The 13351-nt window shown below is 76.1% G+C and carries 11 protein-coding genes and 1 pseudogene; 5 read left to right on the top strand and 7 right to left on the bottom strand.

The features are described 5' to 3' along the window. Window positions 1–25 precede the first annotated feature (25 nt). The 4 genes from NX801_RS29405 to NX801_RS29390 form a co-directional block, all read right to left on the bottom strand. Window positions 26–706, bottom strand: coding sequence for a hypothetical protein (locus NX801_RS29405; protein ID WP_258791005.1), 681 nt, complete (start codon window positions 704–706; stop codon window positions 26–28). Next, window positions 694–1272 (bottom strand): SigE family RNA polymerase sigma factor, encoded by a 579-nt coding sequence (locus NX801_RS29400; protein ID WP_258791004.1) that lies wholly within the window; start codon window positions 1270–1272, stop codon window positions 694–696. Before NX801_RS29400 ends, NX801_RS29405 begins: the two co-directional genes overlap by 13 nt. A gap of 498 nt (window positions 1273–1770) precedes the next feature. Beyond that, a complete protein-coding gene (locus NX801_RS29395; RefSeq protein WP_258791003.1) occupies window positions 1771–2898 on the bottom strand; it encodes an HhH-GPD family protein in 1128 nt (375 codons plus the stop codon). Window positions 2899–2920: 22 nt separating this feature from the next. Next, window positions 2921–3568 carry a phosphatase PAP2 family protein gene (locus NX801_RS29390; protein ID WP_258791002.1) on the bottom strand — a complete coding sequence of 216 codons (648 nt, stop codon included), beginning with the start codon at window positions 3566–3568 and terminating at the stop codon, window positions 2921–2923. A gap of 157 nt (window positions 3569–3725) precedes the next feature. Here NX801_RS29390 and NX801_RS29385 point away from each other — a divergent pair, with 157 nt between their 5' ends. Continuing rightward, a complete protein-coding gene (locus tag NX801_RS29385; protein WP_258791001.1) occupies window positions 3726–4565 on the top strand; it encodes a hypothetical protein in 840 nt (279 codons plus the stop codon). A gap of 317 nt (window positions 4566–4882) precedes the next feature. Here the strand turns inward: NX801_RS29385 and disA are convergent, their stop codons facing one another. Next, on the bottom strand, window positions 4883–6007 hold the full coding sequence (gene disA, locus NX801_RS29380; protein ID WP_258791000.1) for a DNA integrity scanning diadenylate cyclase DisA: 1125 nt from the start codon (window positions 6005–6007) through the stop codon (window positions 4883–4885). Window positions 6008–6336: 329 nt separating this feature from the next. Continuing rightward, entirely contained in the window at window positions 6337–7830 is a 1494-nt protein-coding gene (gene radA, locus NX801_RS29375) for a DNA repair protein RadA (protein WP_258790999.1), read from the bottom strand. Window positions 7831–8294: 464 nt separating this feature from the next. Between radA and NX801_RS29370 the strand changes: the two genes are divergently transcribed. Beyond that, on the top strand, window positions 8295–10088 hold the full coding sequence (locus NX801_RS29370) for a BACON domain-containing protein (protein ID WP_258790998.1): 1794 nt from the start codon (window positions 8295–8297) through the stop codon (window positions 10086–10088). Window positions 10089–10144: 56 nt separating this feature from the next. Here NX801_RS29370 and NX801_RS29365 read toward each other — a convergent pair whose 3' ends face one another. Beyond that, a complete protein-coding gene (locus tag NX801_RS29365) occupies window positions 10145–10957 on the bottom strand; it encodes a DUF3109 family protein (RefSeq protein ID WP_428986266.1) in 813 nt (270 codons plus the stop codon). Between the two features lie 304 nt (window positions 10958–11261). On the opposite strand from NX801_RS29365, the gene NX801_RS29360 reads away from it, so the two are divergent. From NX801_RS29360 to NX801_RS29350, 3 genes and pseudogenes are all read left to right on the top strand, one after another. Further along, window positions 11262–12194, top strand: a complete 933-nt coding sequence (locus NX801_RS29360; RefSeq protein WP_258790997.1) for a Ppx/GppA family phosphatase — start codon at window positions 11262–11264, stop codon at window positions 12192–12194. A gap of 114 nt (window positions 12195–12308) precedes the next feature. Further along, entirely contained in the window at window positions 12309–13127 is an 819-nt protein-coding gene (locus tag NX801_RS29355) for a sugar phosphate isomerase/epimerase family protein (RefSeq protein WP_258790996.1), read from the top strand. Further along, window positions 13124–13309, top strand: a pseudogene (locus NX801_RS29350) (TetR family transcriptional regulator); the annotation flags it as partial. The gene NX801_RS29355 and the pseudogene NX801_RS29350, both read left to right, overlap by 4 nt. Window positions 13310–13351 lie beyond the last annotated feature (42 nt).

Genomic DNA, 13351 nt, shown 5'->3' with positions numbered 1-13351 from the left:
GGGCCTCGTGACCCCGGCTCCCGGCTCAGCCGTCACCCGGGGTCTGCCTGGGGGGCTCGACGCCGGTGCCGTCGTCGTCCGCCACGGACTTGTTGAAGTCGTTGTGCACCCGGTCGTGCTCGGAGAACTTGCCGTCCGCCCAGCGGTAGGTGATGACGTCCTCGCCGGAGGGGGACGAGACCGGGTCGTCGGAGCCGTACACCTGCTTGGTGAGGACCAGTTCGCCCCGGTCGATCGTGGCGTAGACGGCGGGTTCCTCCAGGGAGAACACGTTCTCGTACTCCCCGTCCCGCGCGCGGTAGACGAACGTCCCGACACCGATGGCGTCCCCGCAGGTCAGCACGTTCACCACGACGTCCTGCTCACTGCCGCCGGTGAGCTTTCCGTAGGAGGTGTCCAGCGGGAAGGTGTCCTCGGCGCACGGTTTGAGATCCTCCTTGACCTGGTCGCTGACCTTCGGGTCGCCCAGGATCAGCCGTACCGGGTTCACCTTCCGCACCGGTGCGGAGCTGGTGGAGGGGGCCGGGGCGACCTGCGGGTTGCCGGCGCTCGTCCGGGCCGCGCCCTCGTCGCGCGGCCCGGTGCCGCCGGTGGAGCAGCCGGCCGCGAACAGCCCGAGGGCGGCGAGGACGGCCGCCGCCGTACCACCCGCCGCCCGGACCCCGCCGATGCCGCTCTCGTCGCCTCTGCCGCTCAGGCCGCGCACCGCTCCCGCTCCCGTTCCGTACCGCGTCCCGCCGTACGCCCCGCACGGCCGCCGCGCTCCAGGGCGTGGGCGTCGATGTCCCGGCTCTCCAGTTCCTGGCGGAGCCGGGCCAGCGCCCGGTGGAGCGTGGACTTCACGGTACCGGTCGACATGCCGAGCGCGGCGGCGGTCTCCTCGGTGCTCATCTGCTCCCAGTGCCGCAGCACCACGACGCTGCGCTGCTTGGGGGCGAGCACCTTGAGCACGTCCATCAGCAGGGCCCGGTCGGCGTGCTGCTCGGTGGCGTCGTCGACGCAGGCGTCCGGCAGCTGCTCGGTGGGCACCTCCTCCAGCTTCCGCGCCCGCCACCACTCGGTCCGGGTGTTGATCATGACGCGGCGGAGGTAGGCGTCGGCCAGCGACTTGTCGGCGATGCCGTCCCAGCGGCCGTACGTCCGGGCCAGCGCGGTCTGGAGCAGGTCCTGGGCGTCGACCGGGTCGGGCACGAGGCGCCGGGCGCTGCGCAGCAGGGCGTCCTGCCGAGTGCGGACGTACTCCTCGAAGCCGAGCACCTCGCCGTGCGACATCCCGAACCGCCTCCATCCCCGTGAACAGCACTGCGCCGATCTACGTAGGAGACGTTAGAAAGCTCGTGTCACGGCGTTGTCCGAGGCAGCCGTCGGCGGACGCACGGCTGTCCATCGGTTGTGTAACGGCGGTGTCGCCGGGCGTGCGGTCCGGGTGACCGGCCGCGCCGGAGCGGGCGCCGGAGCCCGGAGCGTACGCGGCCGGGCGCCGTGGGTTCCGCCGTGCGCCCGGCCGTACGGGGCGGGGGGCGCCCGGTCGTACGACCCGCGGGACCGGGGCGTACGGGCCGGAGCATACGCACGGGGCCCGGACCGGAGCGCGGGGTCAGGGGCGTACGCACGGGCCCGGGCTCCGGACCGTGACAGTCGCGGGACTCCGGCCCGGATTCCCCGGCTTCCGCCGGGTTGACCGGCCGTGCCTCGGCGGGAGCCGGACCCCGGAGCGTACGCCGGAGCCTGGGCGGTACGCCGGTCCCTGGGCCGTACGTGGCGGAACGGTCAGGCGCCGGGGGCCGGGCGGCCCGCCGGGAGCCGGTAGCGACCGCCGCCCAGCGGCTCGACCAGGCCGTCGGCCACCAGCCCGTCCAGCGCCCGGTCCCGTTGCACCGGCTCGTGCCAGACCGCGTCCAGCGCCGCCCGGGGGACCGGGCCCGGGGCGTCCCGCAACACGGCGAGCAGCTTGCCGCGCACCTGGCGGTCGGTGCCGGCGTAGGTCTGTCCGCGCCGCGCGGGCCCCTGGTGGTCGGGCTTGCCCGCGAGCCGCCAGGCGCAGTGGCGGGCGATCGGGCAGCGGGCGCAGTCCTCGTTCCGGGCCGTGCAGACCAGGGCGCCCAGCTCCATCGAGGCCGCCGCCCAGCGCGCCGCCGTGGTCTCGTCGTCCGGCAGCAGCTCCCGGGCGAGCCGCCGCTCGGCCGCCGTGGTGGCGTTCGGCGGGTACTGCACGCCGGTCACCGCCCGGGCGAGGACCCGCCGGACGTTGGTGTCCAGCACCGGGTGGCGCCGCCCGTAGGCGAAGGAGGCCACCGCCGCCGCCGTGTACTCGCCGATCCCCGGCAGGGCGAGGAGCTGCCCGTGGTCGTCAGGTACGACCCCGCCGTGGCGCTCCGTCATGGCCACCGCCGCCCCGTGCAGCCGCAGCGCGCGGCGCGGGTAGCCGAGCCGGCCCCAGGCCCGGACCGCCTCACCGGGTGCCTCGGCGGCCAGGTCGGCGGGGCGGGGCCAGCGGGCGAGCCACTGCTCGTACACCGGCAGCACCCGGCTCACCGGGGTCTGCTGGAGCATGAACTCGCTCACCATCACGCCCCAGGCGCCCGCCTCGGGGCGGCGCCAGGGCAGGTCCCGGGCGTGCTGGTCGAACCAGGCGAGCACCCGGGGGTGCAGCGCCTGCCCCGGGTCCGCGGGCTCCCCGGCACCGGGCGCGGGCACGACCGGCCCGGCGGCGGCACCCGGGACGGCGTCAGCCCCCGGGACGGCGGCGGGTCCGGCGGCAGCGGCCGGGCCGGCGGGTTCCGGGGAGGAACGAGGTGCGTCGGAGGAGCCGGGGGCGGGGGACACGGGGTCGGACGGGGCGGAAGGGGCGCCATCGGCGGGAGCGGGCGCGGTGCGGGAGGCGTCAGTCGCAGTCATGGCACCTCCGATCCTGGCACGTTCAGGAGACGCGCCGGTGCATCGGCTCCCGGCGCCGCGGCCGGGCGGGCGTGGCGGGGCCGGGCCCGGCCAGCCAGAGCGCCGCCCCGGAGCGGCTCATCCGCATCGTCTCCACCAGCGCCCCGGTCGGCCGGGTGAGCAGCCGGACGAAGAGCACCGCGGCCACCGCGCCCAGGACCAGACCGGTCGCCACGTCGTGCGGGTAGTGCACCCCGACGAAGACCCGGGAGAGTGCCATGAGCAGGGCCATCGGCACCGTCAGCCAGACGATCCGCCGCCAGGCCATGGCCAGGGCTATCGCCGCCGCCCCGGCGATGGCGGAGTGGTTGCTGGGGAAGGACCAGTCGCCGTGCGGCGGGCAGGCGACCAGTGAGGTGGCGGCGCCCGCCACCGCCCGGCACGGCCGCTCCTCCTCGATCGTGGACTTCAGCAGCTCGCTCACCACATAGCCGAAGGCGGTGCCGAGCGGGGCGAGCACGGCCAGCGCCAGGGCCCGCGACGCCTGCGGCCGCGCGCGCCACCAGCCGACGAGGAAGAGCACGCCGAAGAGCAGCAGCCCCGCCTCCGTCCACAGCTCGGCCACCAGCTGGAACCAGCCGGGGGTCCGATGGGCGAAGTCGGTGATGTCGAGGTAGAGGTCCTGGCTCATGACCTGGGACGGTACCTGGCCCGGAGGGCCCTTCTCGCGCCGCCCGGTCACCCGGACGGCCCTCGTGGAGTGGTGCGGGATGTGATGATCCGCAAAACTTCGCGCACCAGCGGCATGTGGCGCGGGAGTTGGCACCGTTCTCTCGTACAGTTTGGGCGTGGGATCTCTGCGCAATCCGGTCGGGCCGCTCCCCTCCACCATCTACTGGCGACGGAGGGCAGTCGCGGCGAGCCTGGTCGCGCTCCTGGCCCTGCTGGTCGTATGGATCGTCAGTTACGACGGCGGTGGCGGGCGCAACGACGGCAAGGGTCCCGGCGGGGCCTCGCCCGCGCCCTCGATCACCCCCGGTCCCAGTCAGTCGGGCCCCGCCATCAGCGAACAGCCGGGCGGTCGCGACGAGTCGGGCACCTCCGGCGGCTCCGGCTCCACCGGCGGCGGTGACGGCAAGAACGGTGACGACACGTCAGCGGGCGGCGGGGGCACGGAGGGTGGCACCGGCGGCGGGGACGGCTCCGGCGGTGGCTCCGGCGGTACGGGCGGCTCCGGCACCGGCGGCGGTACGTACACCGGGCAGCGGGTCGCCGCCGACTCCCCGGTCCCCACCTGTGCCCCGGGTGCCCTGCGGGTGACCCTCCGCGCGACCCGGGTCACCTACGCCCCCGACGAGCTGCCCCGCTTCCAACTGGTCGCCCGGAACACCTCGGACGCCACCTGCAAGGCCGACCTCGGCCCGGCCGGCGCGGTGCTCTCCGTCAAGAACACCGACGCCGACCAGGTCTGGTCCTCCAAGGACTGCCCGCGCGTCCCCGGCAGTCTGCTGCTGAGCGTCCCGGCGGACGGCTCGGTCACCTACACCGTCGAGTGGGACCGCCGGCAGAGCGTCCCGCGCTGTGCCACCGCGCCGGCCGCCAAGGCCGCCCCGGGTACCTATCTGCTGGAGGTGGCGATCCCGGGCGTGAAGGTGCTCCCCGCCTCGTTCGCCCTCGCCAAGGACTGAACCGGCGCCCGAGCCCGAGGATTGAACCGGCCCCCGGAGTGAACCGGAGGCGTCCCGAGGGCTGAACCGGCCCCCGAGGGCTGGGCCGGGGCGTCCCCAGGACTGGACCGGAGCGGCCGGGGGCCTGAACCGGTCGCGTCGGAAGGGCTGAACCGGGCGCGGCCGGAGGACCGGAGCGGGGCGTCGCCCCGGAGCCTGCCCCGCCGGAGCCCGCCGGAGCCCGCCGGAGCCCGCCGGAGCCCGCCGGAGCCCGCCGGGGCAGGCCACCCCGGCGCGCGGGACCGGCGCGGGGGCGTCACCGGCGGTGGGGGCGGGTGTCAGACGTACCGCTCCAGGATGGAGGACTCGGCGAGCCGGGAGAGGCCCTCGCGGACGCTGCGGGCGCGGGCCTCGCCGACGCCGTCCACGGTCTGGAGGTCGTCCACACTGGCGGCGAGCAGTTTCTGGAGCCCGCCGAAGTGCTCCACCAGCCGCTCGATGATGGCGCCCGGGAGCCGGGGCACCTTGGCCAGCAGCCGGTAGCCGCGCGGCGAGACGGCGGAGTCCAGGGTCTCGGGCGAGCCGCTGTACCCCAGGGCCCGGGCCACTATGGGCAGTTCGAGCAGCTCGGCGTGGCTGAGCGCGTCCAGCTCGGTGAGCGCCTCCGCGACCGTCCGGGAGCGCTTGGCGGTCGGCTCGGGGACGTAGTCCCGCACCACCAGCTCGCGCTCGGGCTCCACGCCCGCGATCAGCTCGTCCAGCTGGAGCGCGAGCAACCGGCCGTCGGTGCCCAGCTCCACCACGTACTCCGCGATCTCGGTGGCGATCCGGCGGACCATCTCCAGCCGCTGGGCGACGGCGGTCACGTCCCGGACCGTCACCAGGTCCTCGATCTCCAGCGCGGAGAGGGTGCCCGCCACCTCGTCCAGCCGGAGCTTGTACCGCTCCAGGGTGGCCAGCGCCTGGTTGGCGCGGGAGAGGATGGCGGCCGACTCCTCCAGGACCCGGCGCTCGCCGTTCACGTACAGCGCGATCAGCCGCATCGACTGGGAGACCGAGACCACCGGGAAGCCGCACTGCCTGGAGACCCGGTCGGCGGTGCGGTGCCGGGTGCCGGTCTCCTCGGTGGGGATGGAGGCGTCGGGCACCAGCTGGACACCGGCCCGCAGAATCTTGGTGATGTCTTTGTCGAGGATGAGCGCGCCGTCCAGCTTGCACAGCTCCCGGAGCCGGGTCGCGGTGAACTCCACGTCCAGCACGAAGCCGCCGGTGCACATCGACTCGACCGTCTTGTCCATGCCCAGCACGAGGAGCCCGCCGGTGTTGCCGCGCAGGATCCGCTCCAGGCCGTCCCGCAGCGACGTACCAGGAGCGACGGCGCTCAGCGACGCGCGCATCAGTGCTTCGTTGCCGGAGCCTCCGCCGGACTTTCCGGGTGCTGTTGCCCGGTCGTTGGCTGCCACTGCTGTCCTCCGGCTCGTACGGATGGGCGAGACCAGGGCAAAGTCTAGCGACCCCGGCCAGGGCCGGACCTCGTACCGGCGTCCGGGCCCCCGTCACCGGGGCCCGGCGGTGGTGCCCGGGGACGCCCGGGCGCCCACTCCCGGGGTCTCCGGGCCCGCCTCTCCGGTACGGCTCCGGGCGCCCGCTCCCCGGTTACGGCTGCGGGCTCCGGCCTTCCGGACACGACCCCGGTACGGCTCCGGGCCGGGCGCCGTGCCGGTACGGCGCCCGGCCGCCTCTCCGGTACGGCTCCGGTCCGCCGGGCGGCGCGGGCCCACGGGCGCGGGCCCTACAGCGGCAGGGCGTCCAGGTCGTCGTCCGGGGCGGGCGGCTGGTCCTGGGGCGGCACCCGGCGGCCCCGGGAGCCCGCGGGGCGCTCCGCGCGCGCGGCGGCGTCCTTGCGGGCGGCGCCCCGGGAGCGGGGCAGCACCCGCAGCGCCTCGCCCATGTCCGCGACCTCGGTGACCGTCATACCGCGCGGGATCTTGCCGGGGTCGCCCGGCACCAGGGCGTGGGTGAAGCCCAGCCGGTGCGCCTCGGCCAGCCGGCGCTGCACCCCGGTGACCCGGCGCACCTCGCCCGCGAGGCCCACCTCGCCGATCGCGACCAGGTTCTTGGGGAGCGGGGTGTCACTGGCCGCCGACGCCAGGGCCAGCGCCACCGCCAGATCGGCGGCCGGTTCGGAGAGCCGCACCCCGCCGACGGTCGCGCTGTAGATGTCCCGCTTGCCCAGGGCGCTGATCCGGCCGCGCTGCTCCAGCACCGCCAGCACCATCGACACCCGGGAGGTCTCCAGGCCCGAGACGGTGCGCCGGGGCGAGGGGATCTGGGAGTCGACGGTGAGCGCCTGCACCTCCGCGACCAGCGGCCGGCGCCCCTCCAGGGTGACGGTCAGACAGGTGCCCGGCACCGGCTCGTCGCGCCGGGTGAGGAAGAGCCCGCTGGGGTCGGCCAGGCCCGTGATGCCCTCGTCGTGCAGCTCGAAGCAGCCGACCTCGTCGGTGGCGCCGTACCGGTTCTTGACGCCCCGGACCAGCCGCAGCCGGGCGTGCCGGTCACCCTCGAAGTGCAGCACCACGTCCACCAGGTGCTCCAGCAGCCGGGGGCCCGCGATGGCACCGTCCTTGGTGACATGGCCGACCAGCAGGGTGGACATGCCCCGCTCCTTGGAGGCCCGGATCAGCGCCCCGGCCACCTCCCGCACCTGCGCCATCCCGCCCGGGGCGCCGTCGATCTCCGGCGAGGCCACCGTCTGCACCGAGTCCAGCACCAGCAGGGACGGCTTGACCGCGTCCAGGTGCCCGAGCACGGCCGAGAGGTCGGTCTCGGCCGCCAGGTAGAGGTCGTCGTTGAGCGCGCCGATCCGGTCGGCGCGCAGCCGGACCTGGCTCGCGGACTCCTCGCCCGTGACATAGAGGGTGCGGTGCTCGCCGCCCGCCGCCTTGGCCGCCACATCCAGCAGCAGGGTGGACTTGCCGACTCCCGGCTCGCCCGCGAGCAGCACCACGGCCCCCGGCACCAGACCGCCGCCCAGCACCCGGTCCAGCTCCGCGACCCCGGTCGAGCGGGCCGTCGCCCGCCGGCCGTCGACCTGGCCGATCGGCAGCGCGGCCGTGGAGACCCGGCCGGCGGCGGTGGTCCGGACGGCGGGCGCGCCGTACTCCTCGACCGTGCCCCACGCCTGGCACTCGGGGCAGCGGCCGAGCCACTTCGCGGTCGTCCACCCGCACTCGGTGCAGCGGTAGGAGGGCCGGTCCTTCGCGGATTTCGTACGGGCAGCCATGCGGACACCGTAACGGCGCCCACCGACAGCCCGGACCGCCCGCCCACGGGACCGCCGTCCGGGCCGGTCCCGGACCCGGGGCGGGCGTCCGGGACCCGGCGGGCGGGCGGACCGCCCGGCCACGGGGCCGGGCGTCACAGGACACGGGCCGCCGGGGCACACGGACCCGGGACGGAAGGGCCCGGGGCACACCGACCCGGGGCGCGGGGGTCCGGGACCACCGTCACAGGACACGGGCCGCCGGGGCACACCGACCCGGGATGCACGGGCCCGGGGCGCGGGGGTCCGGGGCCGGGTCCGAGGCGGCGCCCGGGCCGGTGGGGGCGAAAACCGGCCATCGATATCACCTCTGTCCATCGGCCGGCGAACGCCGGTGTCCCCCATCGAGGGATAGGTTCACCCGTACGTGTTAAAAGAGCCGCTCGACGGCCAAGGACGCGCCGCCGCCCGCCTACGGTCGCCGGATGACGAGCAGTCCGGAGCCACCCCCGCGCCCCGTCGGCACCACCCGGGCACGGCACCGCACGTCCGGCTCCGGCGGCCGGGCCCCCTCCCACTCCGGCGGCCCCGGCCGCACCGGCGGCCCCCGCACGCTGGTGCGCCGCCCGCCCGCGCGGTACGAGCCGTATCTGGACGGGCTCTTCACGTACTGCCTCTCGGTGCTCTGCGACCACGACACGGCCACCGACGCCCTCGGCCAGGCGCTCGCCGTCGCGGAGCGGCACGCCGGGCGCTGCCCCGCCACCGACCCGGACCGGCGCGCCTGGCTGTACGCGCTCACCCGCTGGGCCTGCCTGCGCGAGCTGGCCGAGCGGCGCAGCCGAAGAGCCGGTGCGCACGCCGGGCGCCCGGCCGGTGAGCCGCCGAAGGCACCGGTCTCGGAGCGGGTGACCGAGGAGCGCCGGGACGAACTGGCCAGGCTCGCCTGGCCGGAGGCGGCCGGGACCACCTCGGCGCAGCGCGAGGCGCTGGAACTCGCGGTACGGCACGGCCTGGGCGCGCCCCAGGTGGCCGCCGTGCTCGGGCTGGAGACGGCGGCCGCCCGGGAGCTGCTCTCGGCCGCCGCCTGCGAGGTCGAGCGCACCCGGGCGGCGCTGGCCGTGGTCGACACGGGCGGCTGCCCGGCCGTCGCCCGGCTCACCGGTGACCACCGGCTGCTGCTCTCCGCCGCGCTCCGCCTGGAGCTCGTCCGGCATGTGGACGACTGCCCCCGCTGCCGCCGGGCCGCCGAGCGCACCGGGGCGGGCGGCCCCTGGCCCGGCTCCTCGGTGACGCCCGCCCGGCTGCCGCTGGTCGGCGCGCCGGGCCCGGCGGTGTACACGGCCATGGCGCATCTGCCCCGTACCCGGACCGGCGGGCCCCGGTTCGGGCGGGGCGGGTTCCCGATGGACCCCCGGGACCAGGCGGCGCGGCGGGACCGGATGCGGGCCCGGGCGGTGACCACCACGGTGGTGGCCACCGTGGTGGCCGCTCCGGTGCTGGCCATCTGGGCGGCGTACCGGGGCGCGCCCGAGACCGGCGAGGGACCGGGTTCCACGGCGGTCAGCACCGATGACACCGGCACCGCCGGGAGCGCCGACGACCGGGACGGCCGGCACGGGGGCCCGGACGCCGAGGACACCACCACCCGCACCGGCTCCCCGTCCCCCGGCTCCGGGATGGCCGTCGAGGTGGTCTCCGGCGGTGACGCGGCCGGCGACCGGAGCGGCCGGGGCCGGCTGTCCGTCGCCGCCGAACCGGCCGGGGCGTTCACCGCGCTCACCCTCACCGCCTCGGGCGACTCCCCGGTCCGCTGGTCGCTCTGGACCGACGCCCCCTGGCTCTACGCGAGCCAGACCTCGGGCACCCTCCGCCCGGGGGAGTCGGTCCGGGTGTTCATCACGGTCGACCGGGACCGGGAGCCCACCGGCCGCTGGAGCGGGCGGGTCGGCATCGAGCCGGCCGGCGCGGTGGTGGCGATCAGCGGCCGGGGCGCGGCCCGCCCGTCCCCGCACCACCCGCGCCCGACCGCCGAGCCGACCCGGCCGCCGCACACGCCCGAGCCGACCGACCCCGGGCCCACCGATCCGGGCCCGACCGATCCTGGGCCCACCGACCCGGGGCCCACCGACCCCGGTCCCACGGATCCGGGCCCGACCGACCCCGGACCGACCGAACCGGGGCCCGGCGGCGACTCCGACCCGCCCGGCGGCCCCGGCGGGGACACCGGCTCCCCGACCCAGGCGTCCCCGGCCACCCCGACCCCGGGCCTCTCCTGAGGATCCGGGTACGGCTCGCGCGCGTGGCGCGGGGCCGCCCGGGCGAGCGGCTGGTGTCAGCCGCGCGGGGCGGCCGGCGGATCGGCCGGGTGCGGGGCGACCAGCGGCAGCTGGGAGGCGAGCCGGGCCTCGCAGAGCTCCACCAGCACGTCGTAGGCCGCCTTGCCCATCAGCTCGGTCAGCTCCGGCCGGTAGGAGACGTACACCGGGTCGCCCGCGCCGTGTGCCGAGGTCGCGGAGGTGCACCACCAGTGCAGATCGTGGCCGCCCGGCCCCCAGCCCCGGCGGTCGTACTCACCGATCGAGACCTGGAGCACCCGGGTGTCGTCCGGCCGCTCGATCCAGTCGTACGTCCGCCGCACCGGCAGCTGCCAGCAGACGTCCGGCTTGGTCTCCAGCGGCTCCCGGCCCTCGCGCAGCGCCAGGATGTGCAGCGAGCAGCCCGCGCCGCCCGCGAAACCGGGCCGGTTCTGGAAGATGCAGGAGCCCTGCCAGCGCCGGGTCTGCCGCTCGCCGTCCTCGTCGGTCTGGGTCCAGCCCGAGTCCGTCCCCACGTCGTGGAACTGCCACATCTCCGGAGTGAGCCGCGCCACATGCCCAGCGACCCGCCGCTCGTCGTCCTCGTCCGAGAAGTGCGCGCCCAGGGTGCAGCAGCCGTCGGCCGCCCGGCCCGCCTGGATGCCGTGGCAGCCGCTGCCGAAGACACAGGTCCAGCGGGAGGTGAGCCAGGTCAGGTCGCAGCGGAAGACCTGCTCGTCGTCGGCCGGGTCGGGGAACTCCACCCAGGCGCGCGGGAAGTCCAGCCCCTGCTCGTCCCCGGGCACGGGCGTCCCGGGCGCCGTCACGGACACGCCCCGCTCCAGCTTCACGTCCCGCTTCGGCCGCTGGTCTCGGTCCTGCTCCGGCCTCCGGTCCCGGTCCTGCTTCCCGCGCTTGTCCCGCTTCCCCTGCTTCCCGTGCTTGTCGGCGGTCGCGGCGGTCCCGGTGGTCGCGGTCTTCCCGGTGCTCTCGGTGCTCTCGGTGCTCCCGGTGTTTCCGGGCTTTTCCGGGGCCTGGCCCGCCGGGTCCCCGGCAGCGGCGGCGGCGCCGCTCTTGCCCGGCTTCGTCTTCTTCGTCTTTGGCACTCGTCCAGCGTAGGCGCCTCGCGCGAAACGGTTCTGTACCGTGCTCCGCATGAGACTGGGAGTCCTCGACGTCGGATCGAACACGGTGCACCTGCTGGTGGTCGACGCCCACCCGGGTGCCTGCCCGCTGCCCGCCCACTCCCACAAGACGGAGCTGCGGCTCGCGGAACTCCTCGACGCCGAGGGCTCGATCACCGGGCACGGCGTCGAACGGCTGGTCGCGGTCACCGCCGAGGCGCTGGCCGTCGCCGAGGACAAGGGGTGCGAGGAGGTGCTGCCGTTCGCCACCTCCGCCGTCCGCGAGGCCCGCAACGCCGAAGGGGTGCTGGCCCGGATCAAGGACGAGACCGGGGTGGACCTCCAGGTGCTCACCGGCCCCGAGGAGGCCCGGCTCACCTTCCTCGCCGCCCGCCGCTGGTACGGCTGGTCGGCCGGGAAGCTGCTGCTGCTCGACATCGGCGGCGGCTCGCTGGAGGTCGCGTACGGGATGGACGAGGAGCCCGACACCGCCGTCTCGCTGCCGCTCGGCGCCGGGCGGCTGACCGCCGGCTGGCTGCCCGGCGACCCGCCGGACCCGGCCGGGGTCAAGGCGCTGCGCCGGCATGTGCGGGCCGAGATAGCCCGTACGGTCGGGGAGTTCGCCCGCTTCGGCCGGCCCGACCATGTGGTCGCCACCTCCAAGACCTTCAAGCAGCTCGCCCGGATCGCCGGGGCGCCCGGCTCCGGCGAGGGGCGGTACGTGCAGCGCGTACTGAGTCGTACGTCACTGGAGGAGTGGGTCCCCAAGCTGTCCGCGATGACCGTGGAACAGCGCCGGGGGCTGCCCGGAGTCTCGCCCGGGCGGGCGCCCCAGCTGCTCGCCGGGGCGCTGGTCGCGGAGGCGGCGATGGATCTGTTCGGCATTCCTGAGCTGGAGATCTGCCCCTGGGCGCTGCGCGAGGGCGTCATCCTGCGCCGGCTGGACCACCTGCCGACGGGCTGAGCCGGGCCGGGTCCGCGGGCCGTCCGCGGGGCCCCGGAGCCGGGCGGTTCCCGCCTCCGGGCGGTGGCCGAACCGCCTCCCTGCCCCGGTGGGGGTGCCCGTACGCTGTCCCTCGTGGCAGAACCAGCGGTGCGCGTTCCGGATGCGAAGGTCGCCCTGTCGACCGCCTCGGTCTACCCCGAGTCCACGGCGACGGCCTTCGAGATCGCCGCGCGCCTCGGGTACGACGGTGTCGAGGTCATGGTCTGGACCGACCCGGTCAGCCAGGACATCGACGCCCTGCGCCGCCTCTCCGACTACCACGGCGTCCCGGTGCTCGCCGTCCACGCGCCCTGTCTGCTGATCACCCAGCGGGTCTGGTCCACCGACCCCTGGGTCAAGCTCCAGCGCGCCCGGAACGCCGCCGAACGGCTCGGCGCCTCCACCGTCGTCGTGCACCCGCCGTTCCGCTGGCAGCGGCAGTACGCCCGGGACTTCGTCACCGGCATCTGGCGGATGGCCGACGAGACCGACGTACGGTTCGCCGTCGAGAACATGTACCCCTGGCGCTACCGGGACCGCGAGATGCTGGCGTACGCCCCCGAGTGGGACGTCACCAAGGACGACTACCGCCACTACACGGTGGACCTCTCGCACACGGCAACCGCCCGCACCGAGGCGATGGCCATGGTCGGGCGGATGGGCGACCGGCTGGCCCATGTCCACCTCGCGGACGGCAACGGCTCCGCCAAGGACGAGCACCTGGTGCCCGGGCGCGGCTCCCAGCCCTGTGCCGAACTGCTGGAGCGGCTGGCCCGTACCGGCTTCGACGGCCATGTGGTCATCGAGGTCAACACCCGGCGCGCCATGTCCGCCGCCGAACGGGAGGCCGATCTCGCCGAGGCCCTCGCGTTCACCCGGCTCCATCTGGCCTCGGCCGCCCGCATCCCGTGACCGGCGCCCCGAGGCGGCGCGGGCGGCCCGCCCGGAGCGCGGCCGGGGAGCCCGGCGCCCGCGAACGCATCCTGGCGGCCGCGCGCGCCCAGTTCGCCGAGCGCGGCTACGACAAGACCTCGGTACGCGGCATCGCCAAGGCGGCCGGCGTGGACCCGGCCCTGGTCCACCACTACTTCGGCGGCGGCCAGGGGGCGGGGACCGGCGGGACCGCCGGGGCCTCC

It is taken from the genome of Streptomyces pyxinae (assembly GCF_024756275.1).
Classification (GTDB): Bacteria; Actinomycetota; Actinomycetes; order Streptomycetales; family Streptomycetaceae; genus Streptomyces; species Streptomyces pyxinae.
Note: the sequence above shows the minus strand (reverse complement) of the source record. Positions and strands in the feature narration are given on the sequence as shown.

What these genes read in the sequence shown, in the direction of transcription:
- NX801_RS29400 (WP_258791004.1), bottom strand. Translation starts at nt 1,272, where the DNA reads ATGTCGCACGGCGAGGTGCTCGGCTTCGAGGAGTACGTCCGCACTCGG.
- NX801_RS29395 (WP_258791003.1), bottom strand. Translation starts at nt 2,898, where the DNA reads ATGACTGCGACTGACGCCTCCCGCACCGCGCCCGCTCCCGCCGATGGC.
- NX801_RS29390 (WP_258791002.1), bottom strand. Translation starts at nt 3,568, where the DNA reads ATGAGCCAGGACCTCTACCTCGACATCACCGACTTCGCCCATCGGACC.
- radA (WP_258790999.1), bottom strand. Translation starts at nt 7,830, where the DNA reads ATGGCTGCCCGTACGAAATCCGCGAAGGACCGGCCCTCCTACCGCTGC.
- NX801_RS29370 (WP_258790998.1), top strand. Translation starts at nt 8,295, where the DNA reads ATGACGAGCAGTCCGGAGCCACCCCCGCGCCCCGTCGGCACCACCCGG.
- NX801_RS29360 (WP_258790997.1), top strand. Translation starts at nt 11,262, where the DNA reads ATGAGACTGGGAGTCCTCGACGTCGGATCGAACACGGTGCACCTGCTG.